The organism is Psychrobacillus sp. FSL K6-2365 (assembly GCF_038003165.1).
GTDB lineage: Bacteria > Bacillota > Bacilli > Bacillales_A > Planococcaceae > Psychrobacillus > Psychrobacillus psychrodurans.
The window spans coordinates 890804-906579 of record NZ_JBBOOO010000001.1; the positions used below are offsets into that span (position 1 = coordinate 890804).

General features: G+C 36.0%; 11 protein-coding genes. 9 read left to right on the forward strand and 2 right to left on the reverse strand.

Features of this window, described 5'->3' with window-relative positions; all coding sequences use genetic code 11:
- Positions 1-13 precede the first annotated feature (13 nt).
- The 3 genes from MKY29_RS04415 to MKY29_RS04425 all read left to right on the forward strand — a co-directional run bounded on the left by MKY29_RS04415 (position 14) and on the right by MKY29_RS04425 (position 7422).
- Positions 14-619 (forward strand): class D sortase, encoded by a 606-nt coding sequence (locus tag MKY29_RS04415; protein WP_340879097.1) that lies wholly within the window; start codon positions 14-16, stop codon positions 617-619.
- 12 nt (positions 620-631) lie between these two features.
- Positions 632-6097 carry a SpaA isopeptide-forming pilin-related protein gene (locus MKY29_RS04420; protein ID WP_340879098.1) on the forward strand — a complete coding sequence of 1822 codons (5466 nt, stop codon included), beginning with the start codon at positions 632-634 and terminating at the stop codon, positions 6095-6097.
- Positions 6098-6297: 200 nt separating this feature from the next.
- Positions 6298-7422: a DUF5050 domain-containing protein gene (locus MKY29_RS04425; protein ID WP_340879099.1), complete on the forward strand. Its 1125-nt coding sequence runs from the start codon at positions 6298-6300 to the stop codon at positions 7420-7422.
- A gap of 121 nt (positions 7423-7543) precedes the next feature.
- Here the strand turns inward: MKY29_RS04425 and MKY29_RS04430 are convergent, their stop codons facing one another.
- Positions 7544-9226, reverse strand: a complete 1683-nt coding sequence (locus tag MKY29_RS04430) for an Ig-like domain-containing protein (RefSeq protein WP_340879100.1) — start codon at positions 9224-9226, stop codon at positions 7544-7546.
- Between the two features lie 163 nt (positions 9227-9389).
- Between MKY29_RS04430 and MKY29_RS04435 the strand changes: the two genes are divergently transcribed.
- On the forward strand, positions 9390-9806 hold the full coding sequence (locus MKY29_RS04435) for a hypothetical protein (protein WP_340879101.1): 417 nt from the start codon (positions 9390-9392) through the stop codon (positions 9804-9806).
- A gap of 226 nt (positions 9807-10032) precedes the next feature.
- Here the strand turns inward: MKY29_RS04435 and MKY29_RS04440 are convergent, their stop codons facing one another.
- Positions 10033-10800, reverse strand: coding sequence for an IclR family transcriptional regulator (locus MKY29_RS04440; protein ID WP_093493947.1), 768 nt, complete (start codon positions 10798-10800; stop codon positions 10033-10035).
- Between the two features lie 211 nt (positions 10801-11011).
- Between MKY29_RS04440 and kduI the strand changes: the two genes are divergently transcribed.
- The 5 genes from kduI to MKY29_RS04465 are packed head-to-tail and all read left to right on the forward strand — an operon-like array spanning position 11012 to position 15745.
- Entirely contained in the window at positions 11012-11842 is an 831-nt protein-coding gene (gene kduI / locus MKY29_RS04445; RefSeq protein WP_340879103.1) for a 5-dehydro-4-deoxy-D-glucuronate isomerase, read from the forward strand.
- A gap of 33 nt (positions 11843-11875) precedes the next feature.
- Positions 11876-12844: a C-terminal binding protein gene (locus tag MKY29_RS04450; RefSeq protein WP_340879105.1), complete on the forward strand. Its 969-nt coding sequence runs from the start codon at positions 11876-11878 to the stop codon at positions 12842-12844.
- Positions 12845-12862: 18 nt separating this feature from the next.
- Positions 12863-13888 carry a TRAP transporter substrate-binding protein gene (locus tag MKY29_RS04455; protein ID WP_340879106.1) on the forward strand — a complete coding sequence of 342 codons (1026 nt, stop codon included), beginning with the start codon at positions 12863-12865 and terminating at the stop codon, positions 13886-13888.
- Positions 13889-13902: 14 nt separating this feature from the next.
- Positions 13903-14436: a TRAP transporter small permease gene (locus MKY29_RS04460; protein WP_093493949.1), complete on the forward strand. Its 534-nt coding sequence runs from the start codon at positions 13903-13905 to the stop codon at positions 14434-14436.
- 1 nt (position 14437) lies between these two features.
- Positions 14438-15745, forward strand: coding sequence for a TRAP transporter large permease (locus MKY29_RS04465; RefSeq protein WP_093493950.1), 1308 nt, complete (start codon positions 14438-14440; stop codon positions 15743-15745).
- The last annotated feature ends 31 nt before the right edge of the window (positions 15746-15776 follow it).

Sequence of the window (15776 nt, forward strand, 5' to 3'; positions counted from 1 at the left end):
AGGAGATGTAAAATTGCGGAGAATCATCAGTATTTGCTTTTTACTTTTTGGTTTCTTCCTACTGTTTTATCCGCAGATTGAGAAGAAGTTTTTTGATACGAACCAGGAGCAGCTTATAGAGGCTTTTGAAAATCTGGATAATACTAGTTTCGATGAAGAGGCGGTATCGCCAATAGAAGTTAAAGCAAATCCTGATGATGAGGAGCTAGGACTATTAGATGGTTCAAGAGGGATCATTCGAATCCCCAAAATTGATTTGGAAATGATGATATTTGAAGGGGCAACTCCAAATTCTTTAACAAAAGGAATCGGCTTGATTGAACCCAACAAACAATTAGGCATTCATAATATTGGGCTAGCAGGGCATCGTTCTACAACCCATGGAAAACAATTCAATCGATTAGACGAGCTCACACTTCACGATAGTGTGGACATACAAACAGAGTCAGGCAACTACGAATTTGAAATTGTACGCACCTTTGTTGTAGATCGAACAGAAATAGAAGTCCTAGATGATGGACAAGAACCCCTCTTGACATTAGTAACTTGCACCCCACTCGGCAAAAAAAATCCAACCGACCGGTTAATCGTTCAAGCAAAGTTAAAAAACAAACGATAACAGGGGGAAGCTATGAAGAAGATAAGTTTTATAGCGCTAGTATTTCTATTAGTCTTGCAAAGTTTTATAGGACCAATTACAACAAGCGCAAATAATGATACTAGTTCAGCACTCGGTCAAAGCTTTACATTTGGCGAAGTCACAGTAGACGAAACTGGTAAAGCAAGTATTCCATGGATCTTTGTTGCAGGTAACGTCGAAACAGAAGCTATATACACGTACCCAAGTAACCTTAAATTGGATGCAACAATTTCTGGTGCTTTAACAGGTAATATAGGCTCCTATACAATTTCAGTTGATGGGCTTATTACCGTAACTATCGCACCAAACCAATTGGAGGATGTTGCAGGATCAATTAGCGTAGAAGGAGTGGAAACTGTTGCTCCGAAAGAAGGAACTGATGAAGAAGTACCAGAAGGAGCTGCTCCTAGTAGCGCCTCGACAGAGGTAATAGATGAGGAAGTAGAAACAACAGATACAAATGAGGAAGGTTCTGCGAAAGGAAATATTGAAGAGGAAGAAGCTCTAAAAAATACAGAGTTGAACTCTATTTCTACGACAGCAAATAATCCTTTAGTAGATCCTGCTGTTATCCATACGGTTACTTCAGCTACAAATCTCAAGGACCCAAATTATCGTCCGAAAATGGGCGATACACTTTCATTGAAAATCGATTTTACACTGAATAACGGGCATGATTACGGAGAGGGTTCTCTATTAACTTACTCTTTACCTTCGCCGTTGAAAGCTGTAAGCGGGGCAGGAGACTTAATTGATAATGATACGAAAAAAAAATACGGAGTATATAATATTGTTGGCGGAAATGTAGTCATTACTTTTAATGACGAAATTCGTTTTCAAGGTCAAGAAGGTTCTGGTGGTATTGAAACGAACGGCTTCGTCAGCGTTCAAGCAAAATACGAATCGAGTAATAAAGACCTTAACCAAGAGCTTATTCTTCCGAACCAAGGTGTTAATGAAACAATCCAGTTAAACTTCCAACCAATTAGCGGAACAAAAGTAACTAAGAATGTTAGTGCAGATAATGGGGGGACAAACAGTCAGTTTGTGTCTTGGACAGTGGACGTAAACACGGTAATGGATGACCTTGGAAGTGGTATAGAATTCGAGGATACTCTTAATGGAAAGCATACTTATGATCCAGCTTCCCTCAAAGTAACGCAAAAAACTTTAGGAACTGATGGATCAGTTCTTTCGTCTACTGATGTTACAAATCTGTTTTCGCCTTCGCCGTTAGTTGTTAACAAAAATGACTTCATATTAAATCTAACGGGAAAGTTTGCTTATACAATCGAGTACAAAACAATTCCAAGTGACTCAGAAGAACAGCAGGAAACGCTAGGGAATACTGCCAAATTTGGTGGGGCATCGGATCCAAAGTCAATACCAATCAACTATGGTGCTCCTTTAACGAAGTCCGTACAAAAAAGCGGTGAAAATGCCAATTGGACAATAAAGGTAAATGAGAATCGTAGAACATTAGCAGCGGGTTTAAAGATTACAGATACATGGAAAACCAATGCTGATAAACATGAGTTCGTTGGTAATATTAAAGTTAGTAATCTTACCCTTGATACAGATTACTCTGTCGAAACTTCAGCTACTGGGTTTGTATTAACTCTCTTGAAGCCTACAACAGAGGAGTTTACAATCACATACGTGACACAACCGAAAGACCTAGTGACAGGAGATATTTCTATTACTAATGAGATTGTTCGTAGTGATCGATCAACCGATAAAAAAGGTGCGACTGCTTCATACGATCAGCAAGTATTAACTAAAACCAACTCAAATATCAATTATCAAAACAAAACAGTAGATTGGGAAATTTTGTTAAATAGCGCTGGATATACGATGAATGACATTGTGTTGGATGATGAATTTTTTAACGATAACCTGAAAATTGTGCCTGCCACTTTTAAGGTAATGATGGATGGGCAACCAGTAACACACATACTTACACCTAAGGATGGGAATGTACTTGGAGATGAAAAAGGTGGTTTTACACTTAACATCGCTGGTCCAATCTCAAAACCAATTACTATTACGTACACAACTGACTATGACGTCAGAGGTGCAACAAATCTAGATACGTATACAAATATTGGTAATATAGAATGGGGAACAGGTGGAGAGACTTACTATGTGAAGGATATCAGCAGTACTGTCCAGATTAATAATCAGCAGAAAGATAAAGGATATAAAACAGGCGTCTACAACTACGAAGATAAGAAGTTTGAGTGGAGTGTAGGAATTAACTATAACTTTGACAAGATCACTTCAGCTGTATTTACGGATACATTATCAGATTCACAAGTAGTAAATAGTGACTCAATTAAAGTATATCCATTAAATTTAGCGGGTGGTGGCAATGGTTCAATTGATGAAGCTACAAAATTAGTAAAAGATACTGATTACACATTAACACCGGGCCTGTTAGCAAATACATTTACAATCACGTTTATGAAAGAAATTAATGAGCCATACCGTATTGTGTATGAGTCTCAAAATAAATATGATTATTATGCTCCAGATAACCAAAAAGATATCGTACAAAATGATGCTCAACTAAATGGTGGGGCTTTCGGCAAATGGACGAAAGATGTACCTGTTGAACATACACAAAAATTGATTTCTAAAAGTGCTAAGCAACAGAATAGTTCAGCTAAGTTAAATTGGACATTAAACCTAAACTGGGGTCAATCAACGTTAAGTAATACTGTAATTACAGATACTATCGGCAAAGACTCGGATGGTAATCCAAACCAACTAGTTTATGAGGATTCTTTCAAGATATGTGAAATGAATTTTAGTGGAAGTAATTCTACTCCGTCAGAAGGAACTTGTCATGAACCGGGAACTGGGCTTTTTGATGTTTCTTTTAAAGAAGAGGGTTCAACATTTAAAATTACATTTAATAAAGAAATTAATAAAGCATATGTTGTGAAGTATGAAACCTATTTCTTAGGTGCATCAGGTACACCTGTTGAAAATAAAGTTGATCTTTCCTACAAGTCAAAGAACACTACTAGTGGTTCAAATGATGCAGCAGAATTTAGCCAGTCATTCACATTTGCTGGTGGTGCATCTACTGTAAAAGGACAACTTGAAATTACGAAGGTTGATAATGATCAGTCTGAGAAAAAATTATCAGGGGCTATTTTTGAACTTTGGAGTGCGTCAACTGACGGGTTTTTAATCGAGCGAGTTACCACAGATATAGACGGAGTTTATACATTCCAAACAAAAGTAGGACAAGGTGATTATTATTTAATCGAAACAAAAGCACCGGACGGTTATAATCTAGAGATGTCAGATTATAAAAATAGAAAAAAAGTTACAATTAAAGATAATGGTACTCCGAAAACGCAGAATTATGTTGAAAAGTTAACGATTAAAAACAAAAAAATTCAGCAAGCATTTGAACTAGTAAAAACGGATTCAGATGGAAATGCTCTTGAGGGTGTTGAGTTTGAACTTCGTTTTAACGATGCCGGAGTTTATAAAGTAGTTGATGAGCATAAAACATTAACTACAAAAGACGATGGGAAAATTTATGTAGATGGTCTTGAACCTGGAGATTATCAACTGATTGAAACTAAAGCTAAAGATGCTAGCTATTGGTTAGATAAAACACCAATTGAGTTTACAATTAAAAAAGATCAAATGACAATAACTTCATTATCGATGACAAATTACAAACAAGGTGAGTTAACAGTAAAGAAAGTTGACGCAGATGATTCAACTAAATTCTTATCGGGCGCAGAATTCACACTTTATGATGGAGAAACTGTAATTGATACTGTAATAACAGATGCAGATGGTATTGCTAAATTTACAAACGTAAAATACGGAATGTACACTCTTAAGGAAACAAAGGCACCAGTTGGTTACTTAATAGATAATGCAAATGCAAAAGGCATATCTATAACGATTGATGCAACTTCAAAAGAAATAGGACCAATCAAGAATAATAAAATTCTTAATGCCTTTAAATTAATTAAAACAGACGTCGATAGCGGGGCACTACTAGAAGGTGCAGAATTTAAATTATTATTTAAAGATGTAGTATCGGGAAATTATGAAATCGCAATAGATATAAACGGTAAGGAAATTACAGGCTTATCAACTGATAACCATGGTGAAATTCAAGTTGGGAATCTAGCAGCTGGTGATTATCGCCTTATTGAAACAAAAGCACCGCAGTTTTATTTACTAGACACAACAGAATATAATTTCAAAATAGTTGATAACCAAATCGCGTTTACAGAAGTGCCTGTTACCAACAAACGTGGTCAAGGAGAAATTGTTATCACTAAAGTGGATGCCTCTAATGATTCGATTCTTATAGACGGCGTTAAATTTGAGCTTTCTAACGAAGATGGTTCAATTAAAAACACAGCCACAACAAAGGATGGAATTGCAACATTTACTAATTTACCATATGATACGTACAAATTAGTAGAGATAGAAGCGCATAAGGATTATCTTCTTGAACCTGTTGAAAAAACAATTGTACTTGATTCGGAAACAGGAGTAAATGGAGCGATCCAAAAACTAACAGTTGAAAATAGTAAAACAAATCGCTCCGTTTTATTAACAAAATATAATTCAAATAAATCCTTAAAGCTTAAAAGAGCAATATTCGAATTAAGGAAAGCCACAACCGATGTAGATAAAGACGGAAATCCTTTGTTTGATATTGTTACTGGAATAGATGTGGAGAAGTTAACAACTGACGACAATGGTGAGATTAGTTTAAAAGACTTACCTGTTGGACAATATCAATTAATCGAAACAAAAGCACCAGCTGGATATAAGTTAGACAAAACACCGGTAGCATTTGAAATTATTGAGAAACAGGAAGAAACCATTACACTTGAAAAAACAAATGCTAGAATTTCAACAGGTGGTGGGGGAACACCAGGAGATCCAGATAACCCAGGCGAACCAGGTAAACCAGGCGAACCAGGTAAACCAGGCGAACCAGGTAACCCAGAAAATCCAGGAAAACCAGGCGAACCAGGCGAACCAGGAAAACCAGGCGAACCAGGAAAACCAGGCGAACCAGGAAAACCAGGTAAGCCAGGCGAACCAGGCGGACCAGGTAAACCGGGTAACCCAGGCAACCCAGGCAACCCAGGCAACCCAGGCAACCCAGGCAACCCAGGCAACCCAGGCAACCCAGGCAACCCAGGCAACCCAGGCAACCCAGGCAACCCAGGCAACTCAGGAAATCCAAATAATACTGGTAACTCCAATGTTACTGGAGAACCAAGTACGCCAGAAAAAGCTGGAAATCTAAATGATTCAAATACGATAAATGAAACTAGCGGAGGAAACTATCTTCCTCAAACAGGAGAAGCCTACCCAATAGGTACAATATTTGGTGGTATTGCATCCATCCTAGTTGGTCTTTGGATAGCATTCAATAGAAGAAAAACGTTTAAAGCATAATATTAAATGTTTACGACAAACACTAATAGTTCTCTTTTTTATTTATGATTAGGTATATATTCCTTATAACTAGTTATATATTAAAGATGTTAGGGCTTTTTCCTTTGAAATTATATTTTATAAATATTATTTTAGAACTATTTATGGATGATAGTTATAGTAATATTTAATATAATTAATTTAAAACTGGAGGGGTCAAGATGAACCACATATTTAAGTTACTTATTGCTATCGTATTGCTAATAAGTATTACCCCAATGCATATTTTTGCAGCAGCACCCTCTTCCATGACTATCACAAAGTCCGAGGAACAAACGGCATATGACAATATCATAAAAAGTTTGCTAAACGCTGAAACAAATACGACATTTAATGCTAGTAAAATTAGTTATAAGGATATTGGAAAAATAGTAAATCAGGCAGTAGCAAATAATCCTTCTATCTCATACTACAATGGGCTAACTGCTTCTTCAAACGGAACGATAAACTTTAAATACAAAGCTGACAGAAAAGTCATTTTAGAGAAAAACAAAAAGGTAAACGTGGAAGTTGATAGAATAATAAAAGAAAATATCAGAAAGGGCATGAGTGACCTTGAAAAAGTAAAGAGCATTCACGATTACCTCGTATTATCTGTTGCGTACGATTATGATAACTTCTTAAAAAATAATGTTTCCGATGATTCCTATGAAGCTTATGGTGCCCTTATAAATAAAATCGCTGTTTGCGACGGTTATACAAAGTCAATGGCATTGATACTTAATAAGGTAGGAGTACAAACTATACAAGTAACAGGGATTGCGAATGGCGGAAATCATTCTTGGAATATGGTGAAAATAGATGGTCAATATTATCATGTCGACACCACGTGGGATGATCCGGTCCCAAATAAGCCCGGAAGTGTTCATTATAATTACTTTTTAAAAAATACTAAGCAACTAAAAGTAGATCATCAATGGGATGAAACTGCATATCCAGTTGCTACAAGCTCTAAATTCAATTACTTTCATAATATGAATACTATGGTAGAAAAAGATGGAATGTACTATTATTCAGATTCCAAAGACAATCTATTATATAAAATGGATAAAAAAACGTTAAAGAAAACAAAAGTTCTAGGAGACAAAGCACCATACTTTGCTATTCAAGGCCAATGGATATATTATAGCAACTACTCTAATGGGGGCCATTTATATAAAGTAAAGCTAAATGGAAAAGAAAAAAAGCAAATCAACTCAATCCATTCTGAAGTAATGTTTATTAAAGATAATATTCTTTATTACCAAAATACTAAAACGAAAAAGAATCTCAAATTAGTTCTATAGATTAACCTTGCTAGTATCTAAATGGATACTAGCATTTTTTAGTCCCTGTGTAGGAAATCAGAGTCGTTTCCTACACAGGGACTAAAAAACCACTCAAGTATTTATTTGAGTGGACTCAATGTTATTTAACTGGAATTTCCAGTACATAGTCACGATGGATATATAGTTCCTCATAATCCACCGAATCCGACAGAATTTTAATCCACTCAGCTTCTGGTAGATTATCATCTAAAATAGTGATTGGCATTCCGGCTTTTGTATATCTATACGCAGCTGTATATTCCGTTCCAGGTCCAGTTCGAACGTTTAAACCTGATGTATTCGTAATTCCAAGCTTGTATTTTGTAATTGAATCTTTACCGCCCATCATTTGATCGATGCGATACATATGACCAGCTGCCTTTGCTCCCCAGTATGGATCAGATGCATATTTCATATTGATACCAATTGCTTTATTACCAAAAACAGCACCGTTTGCGTAACCAGCGTTTGGTGGAAGATAGTTTTTATTTATAAAGGCCTTAATTAATTCATCAATATTGGATTCGACTGTTGGGAAATACTTAGCAAGTGGATTGTTATCGGATACATATAACCCAAATAAGTTATTGTATTGTTGTGCTCTATTACTTAATCCATAGGCACTCTCATGCTGTGCTAATGCTAGGATAAATAATGCATTGATATGTTGTGTTTCTTCAATCTGTTTAAGATAAGAACCAAGCCCAATAAGCTTACTTTTTTGAGAAGCTTGTTGATATAGCACATTATTTGGATAATCACTTTCTAGTTTTAGGAGCATAGCACTTATATACGCATCAATTTCTTCAGTTGTATAGGTTGTTTTACTCCTTGCGGATAGGTATTCGAAATAGGGATAGCTTGTCCCGATTTCTTGTCCCGATGTGTTTGTAAAATGTGTACCATCGACACTATAATATTTTTGACCAGCTGTCATGAAATCAGGAGCAGCTCCGATTTGATAAGACGAGTAGGTTTTGCTACTAGTCGAATAAATCGAATGAACTAGCTCACTATTTGAAACGGAATAATAGGATCTTCCTGTTAAAGCATTCTGGGGAATTAATTTACTATTTTCTTGACTTATAAACATGTTTTTACCGGCCACATTAACTTCCACATAAGTATCAGTGGAACTTATATACGGTAGTTCCGTATTTGAAATGACATATGTAACTGGTTTTGTAAGCTGCTTGTCCGAATATATATTCGTTAATACATTGGAGGCGTGAGCTCTAGTTATCACCATTCCACTTGGAATCTTAACAAGTGAATCCTTATATTGGATTCCTTGGCTAGATTTCAAGTTAGTTAAAGCATTTTCGTATGAATCATAAGAATTAACAAAACTTGTTGTTCCATCGGAAGCGATATTCACAATATCATATGTACCGGGAGTTTCAATGGTAAATTTCTTTTGTTTGTTTGATGACAGAGGTTTACCACTTTCATCTTTAACGCTATTTGTAATATGTAACGTATACGTTTTGGAAAAATTATAACCTTCCACGGGTGGTGCAATTGTTACACTCTTCCAATCTGGTGAAACGGTAATTGTACCATTTTTTTTAACATCAAACTGATCCAAAACATAAACTGAGTTGAGATTAACGCTAGTAGGATCTACCGCCTTATTAAAAGTGATAGTCCAGGTTTTGTTAGTACTTACGTTTGTAGCTTCATCAGTTGGAGCAGCAGCTATCCATGTTGGTAGTATCAACATCATTAATAGCGTAAGAAAACTAATAATAATATTCTTGTTTGAATGGTTTCTTTGTACCAATTAAACTTCCTCCTTTTTTACAATCTTTCACCCTACCATACTACCAGTTTATGTACTAAAGTTCTATGTCGTTTTGGATTATTTTAGAAATTGGTAACATAATTATAAAATATCTATTACAATAGTAGTTGAAATCAATTATCCAAAATTGGAGGAGATATTCATGATTATAAAGCTAACAAAAAAAGCACTATCAATTTTATTAATATTTGGACTTTTTATGGCAATCCCAACAGACACACTAGCTGCAACGAAAGTAATGTGGGGAAAAACAGAGCTTAAGTTAGGGCAAATCGGGAAAGTAACAATTCTAGCAGATACCCCACTCGTAAAAGTGGAAAGTAATGGTACATTGTCGACTGTTCGTATACTGAAAAAAGGCGATGAATACCGGGTGTACAGCTACAAAGGTCAACATAACGGGTTATACGGTGTTGGTGGAGGCAGTTTTGTTCAAAAGAACACAACGAAAGTAAAATACGAAACACCTTCAAAGAAAAAATTAGCGCTCGTAACTCCTAAACCAATCATTACGACACCAGTCGACCCGCCAGCATTGGAAGTTGTAGATATACAATAGAATGTGTCCTGAAAAACAATACATTAAATAGAAGTCCTTTCATCTTATTGTCGATGGAAAGACTTCTATTTATTTTTGTGTGCCCCTGTGTAGGAAACAATTTTTTCCTCATTTTTATTATAAAGCGAAAAATTAAAAAGTGGCTGAAATCATATTTCAGCCACTTTTTGCGTGTTAAGCTATTCTATTTCAATTTATATCATAGTGCTTATATCTAAAAAAATTACTATACTCCTGGACGATAGCCATATTGTTGGGAGATGTTCAATGCTGTTTCTTTAACCTTATCAATCAGTTCATCATTTACGCGCTCCATCGTCATTCTACTGGTTGGTCCTGATATGCTGAAGCTTGCAATGATACGACCTTGGAAATCCCTAATGGGTGCAGCAATACAGCGAATTCCTTCTTCATTTTCTATATTGTCTAAAGCATATCCATGTTTTTTAACAAGTTTTATCTCTTCATCTAGTTGTTGTTTAGATTGGATAGTTTTAGCAGTTTTAGAAGTATAAATAGTATTTTGAGCAATTTTATTGTATTTATCCTCGGACATTCCAGACAGTAGTATTTTTCCTACCCCAGTACAATACATAGGAGATCTGTGACCGATGCGGGAAAACATGCGTATGGTCTGATTACTTTCAATTTTATCTACATAAAGTACTTCTCCATTATCTTCAATACATAGATGGACTGTTTCATTTACATTACTAGAGAGCTGCTCTAGGTGAATCTTAGAAATGTTAATGATATCTAAATTATTTATCATATTTCGTGATAGATAAACAACTTGATAACCTAATTTATACTTATCGGTTTCCTCTACCTTAGCTACATAATTCATATTTAGGAGCGTAGAAAGTAAACGATGAATAGTACTTTTTGATAGCCCTACTTTTTCTGAGAGACGAGCAATCTGTATTCCATCTGGATACTCAGATATTGTGTTCAATAACATTAATGCTCTTTCTAGCGATTGTACATTTGTCATGAATTGCACCCCTAAATTATATCTACTTGAAGCAGCGTTCTCTTTTCAATCTTAAGATATTAAAAATGATTTGTAAATGACAGGACCGTAAATGATAAAAAATTTAGATATTTATAAAATATGTATTGTAAGTATTCTGAAAGTATATTATGATTAATTATGGAATAGCGTTCCACTAGGTGGAACAATATTATTTAGAGGAGTGTTTGAAGTGAAAATAATGTACTCGCATCATCCAGAAGATGTAAAAGGTTATACAACTGATAAGCTAAGAGATCAATTTTTAATGGAATCTGTATTTTTGGAAGACTCTATTGAACTAACTTACAGTCATGTAGATCGTATTATTTACGGTGGGGCTATGCCTAAAGAGAAAGCGCTTACAATTAGTGCTGAAAAAGAGCTTGCAGCATCTTATTTCTTAGAAAGACGTGAAATGGGTGTTATTAATATTGGTGGAGACGGCGTTATTATGTTAGACGGAGAGAAAATGGAACTTAATAGTAAAGAAGGTATTTATATTGGTCGAGGGACGAAAGAAGTAATCTTTCAGTCAAATGACCCGAACAATCCAGCTAAGTTCTACATAAACTCATGTCCTGCCCATAAAAAGTATCCGACAGTAAAAGTTAGCCAGGACCAAGCTATTGCACGACCATTAGGTGATATTAAATCGATGAATAAACGGACAATCTATCAATTCATCCATCCAGACGTACTGGAAACTTGTCAACTAAGTATGGGGATGACCGTTTTGGAAGAGGGAAGTGGTTGGAACACTATGCCATGTCACACTCATGAAAGACGAATGGAAGTCTATTTATATTTTAATATGCAAGAAGATACGAGAGTCTTTCATCTTATGGGGCAACCTACTGAAACGCGTCACATTGTAATGGCAAATGAACAGGCAGTTCTATCACCAAGCTGGTCTATTCATTCAGGAATCGGTACTAGCAACTATACATTCATTTGGGGAATGTGTGGGGAAAATCAGGATTTTGACGATATGGATTTCGTTGATATGAAAGAAATTAGATAACCATTTTTAGTTTATAAAAATTGAGGTGGAATTGTGGCTAATAACGCTGTGATTATTACAGATTGTGATCATTACGACATTGAAATTGAGACAGAGATTCTAAGTAAGAGCGCCATTAAGTTCCAAAAGAAACAATGTAAGACGGAACAGGATTTGATTGAACAATGTCGTGATGCCACTGTTTGGATCAACCAATACGCACCAATTACGGAGAATGTTCTGGCAAATAGTCCGAATTTAAAGCTCGTCATCCGATACGGTGTAGGTGTAAACAACGTAGACGTCCAAGCTGCTACTAAGTACGATGTGCAGGTTTGTAATGTACCGGACTATGGCACACAAGAAGTAGCAGATCACGCGCTGGCTTGTCTACTTACGCTAACCCGTAAAGTATCTCAAATGAGTTCGTTGGTTAAACAAGGAGTTTGGGATTACCAAAAGAGTATTCCTGTTTATCGCCATTCAGAGCAGAAGGTGGGAATAATAGGGATCGGACGAATAGGCACTGCTTTCGCTAATCGCGTGCATGCGCTAAATAGTCAAGTTTTAGCTTATGATCCCAAGATGACGGAAGAAAGAATAAACCGTGCACCTGAATTCGTTCAATTTGTAGATTTAGAAACTCTATTAAAAGAATCCGATATTGTGTCTATCCATTGCCCACTTGACTCAGCGTACCACTTAATAGGAGAAGAAGAATTACAAAAGATGAAACGTTCTTCTTATTTAATAAATGTATCTCGTGGTGGGATTATCAATGAAAATGCTCTAGACAAGGCATTAACAGAAGGATGGATAGCAGGTGCTGCACTGGATGTTTCGGAGATTGAACCGATTCCTTTGGACTCACCTCTGCTAAGTCATGAGAATTTATATTGCACACCGCATATGGGATGGTATTCCGAGGAGTCAGCTAAGGAGTTAAAAAGAAAAGTTGCTGAAGAAGCGGTTAGGTTTTTACAAGGGGAACAAGTGCATTATCCAATAAATAATATAACTTGAAAATGAGGGGTGTAAAGAATGAAAAAAAGATTAAAAGCTATAGTAGGTTTTGGAATCGCTTTCACGATGGCGGCATTTTTAACTGGTTGTAGTGAAGACGAAACTGTGGCAGTAAATGGTGAATCACAGAAAACACAAGTGTTGAAGGTTGCTTTCAATCAACCAGATACTCATCCACAATATAAAGCAATGGAGCAGTTTGGAGAAGAGTTAAAAGAAAAAACAAACGGTGCTTATGAAATTAAAATGTATCCAAATGAATTGTTGGGTGCCCAACGAGAAACAATTGAACTTGTTCAATCAGGAACAATTTTGATGTCCATTGTAGCAGGTAGTTTAATGGAAAACTTTAACGATGAATTCGTTGTATTCAATCTACCATATGTATTCGATTCAAAAGATCATCAATTATCCGTATTTAACAATTCAGATATCATAGGGAATCTATATAGTTCTGTTGAAGACCAAGGGATGTCTGTAGTTGGTGCATTCCACGGAGGTATCCGTAATGTATACAACAATGTTAAGCCGATTGAAACACCAGAAGATTTAAAAGGACTTAAAGTTCGAATCATTGACAGTGATACAAATATTAAAATGATGGAAAAAATGGGTGGCGTCGGTACACCGATGGGTCAAGGGGAAGTTTATACTGCTCTACAATCAGGAGTACTTGAGGGTGGAGAAAACAATGAGTTAATCTATGCGAACTTAAAGCATAGTGAGATTGCTAAATACTACTCTTATACACAGCATTTGATGATTCCCGACTATTTAATAATAAATAATGATCTATTAAAAGGAATGTCAGAAGAGCATAGAAAGATATTTGAAGAAGGATTTGCGAAAGCGGTTGATAATGCTGTTAATCTTTGGGATACGGAAGTAGAGAAAGCGATTACGGACGCTGAAACAGATGGTGCAGAGTTCAATAAGCCAGATATCAAGGTATTCCAAGATGCAGTGCAACCGTTACTAGAAGAGAAATTATCATCTGAAGGTGCAAAAGCTCTTTACGACAAAGTAAGAGAAGCTGCTAAATAGGTCGGAGTGATTTTATGAATACAGTAAAAAAAGTTTTAGACAAAATATTAGCGGTTGTTTGTATAGCGCTATTTAGTTTTCTAGTGTTACTTGTCACATGGCAAGTCGTGACCCGATTTGTATTTAATAGCCCAAGTGTATTCTCAGAGGAATTGGCGAAATATTGTTTTGTATGGCTAACTTTGTTTGGTTCTGCATTTGTCTTTGGAGAAAATGGTCATATGGCAATCGATTTTGTCCGTGAAAAGTTTCCAGACAAGATGAGAATGGGAGTGGAAGTATTTATCGAGTTAGTAGTAATTGTATTTGCTGTATTAGTTCTTATTATGGGCGGATATAGTGCGACTAGCCTTGCTTGGAATCAAATGAATGCTACGCTACATGTTCCCGTTGGTTATTTATATGCAGCCATTCCTTTAAGCGGAATATTTATTGTTTACTATTGTATAAATAGTATTTACTTGATTGTAACAAAGAAAAAATCTTTAGAAGAAATTGATCTGTCAACAACACCAAAAGCTAAGAGCGACTTGCAAGGAGGAATGTAAAATGGATGTAGCTTTGCAAGCCGCGCTTATTCTATTAATCTGTGTAGCATTTTTATTGATCATCGGTGCTCCAATTGCTGTAAGTTTGGGGATTGCTTCTGTCTTAGCGATGATTTCTATTATGGATTTCAACAACTCTCTTTTGACATCAGCTCAAAGAATGTTTGCTGGTACCAATTCATTTACGTTACTAGCAATACCATTCTTTGTACTGGCTGGTGTCATCATGAACAACGGAGGTATAGCGTTAAGGCTTATAAATTGTGCGAAAGTATTAAGTGGTAGATTACCTGGCTCTCTAGCGCATACGAATATTGTAGCCAATATGATGTTTGGATCAATCAGTGGTTCAGCAGTTGCAGCTGCAGCTGCTGTAGGTAGTACGATGGGCCCTTTGCAAGCAAAAGAAGGATATGACAGAAATTTCAATGCTGCAGTAAACATAGCGTCTGCACCAACTGGTATGCTTATCCCACCTAGTAATACTTTAATTGTTTACTCTTTGGTAAGTGGTGGTACATCAATAGCTGCATTATTTATGGCTGGATATATTCCAGGAATCATGTGGGGTCTTGGTTGCATGATTGTTGCTTACTTTATGGCTAAAAAACGTGGTTATAAAAGTGATGAAAGAGTGTCGTTACGAGTAGCGTTGCGTGTATTTCTGGATGCAATTCCAAGTTTGTTCTTAATCATTATCGTAATTGGTGGAATTATTTATGGCGTTTTCACTGCAACAGAAGGTTCTGCAATTGCAGTTGTGTATTCGTTATTACTTTCCTTTGTTTATAAAACAATTAAGGTAAAGGATTTACCGAGGATTCTGTTAGATTCTACTCGAACAACTTCGATTGTAATCTTTTTAATCGGCGTATCTTCCATCATGTCATGGGTTATGGCTTTTACTAATATACCAGGCATAATAGCTGATACATTACTAGCTTTGACAGACAACATTTATATTATTCTATTGATTATGAACTTAGTCTTGTTAATTGTTGGGACGTTTATGGATCCAACTCCAGCTGTATTAATTTTCACACCTATCTTCTTACCGATTGCTGTGAGCTTTGGTGTGGATCCAGTTCATTTTGGAATTATGCTTATATTTAACTTGTCCATTGGAACTATCACACCACCAGTAGGGCCAGTGTTATTTGTTGGAGCTAAGGTCGCAAACTTGAAGATAGAAAGTATCATTAAACCATTGATACCGTTCTTTGTAGTAACAGTTGCTATATTGATAATTGTTACATACATTCCTTCTATTTCACTATTTATCCCTGAGCTTTTTGGATTAGTGAAGTAAGGCCGATAATGATAAATCATTAGTCAAGGTA

Excerpts from the sequence above, each read along its gene's own strand:
- MKY29_RS04420 (WP_340879098.1), top strand. The coding sequence starts at position 632 with ATGAAGAAGATAAGTTTTATAGCGCTAGTATTTCTATTAGTCTTGCAA.
- MKY29_RS04425 (WP_340879099.1), top strand. The coding sequence starts at position 6,298 with ATGAACCACATATTTAAGTTACTTATTGCTATCGTATTGCTAATAAGT.
- MKY29_RS04435 (WP_340879101.1), top strand. The coding sequence starts at position 9,390 with ATGATTATAAAGCTAACAAAAAAAGCACTATCAATTTTATTAATATTT.
- MKY29_RS04440 (WP_093493947.1), bottom strand. The coding sequence starts at position 10,800 with ATGACAAATGTACAATCGCTAGAAAGAGCATTAATGTTATTGAACACA.
- MKY29_RS04455 (WP_340879106.1), top strand. The coding sequence starts at position 12,863 with ATGAAAAAAAGATTAAAAGCTATAGTAGGTTTTGGAATCGCTTTCACG.
- MKY29_RS04460 (WP_093493949.1), top strand. The coding sequence starts at position 13,903 with ATGAATACAGTAAAAAAAGTTTTAGACAAAATATTAGCGGTTGTTTGT.
- MKY29_RS04465 (WP_093493950.1), top strand. The coding sequence starts at position 14,438 with ATGGATGTAGCTTTGCAAGCCGCGCTTATTCTATTAATCTGTGTAGCA.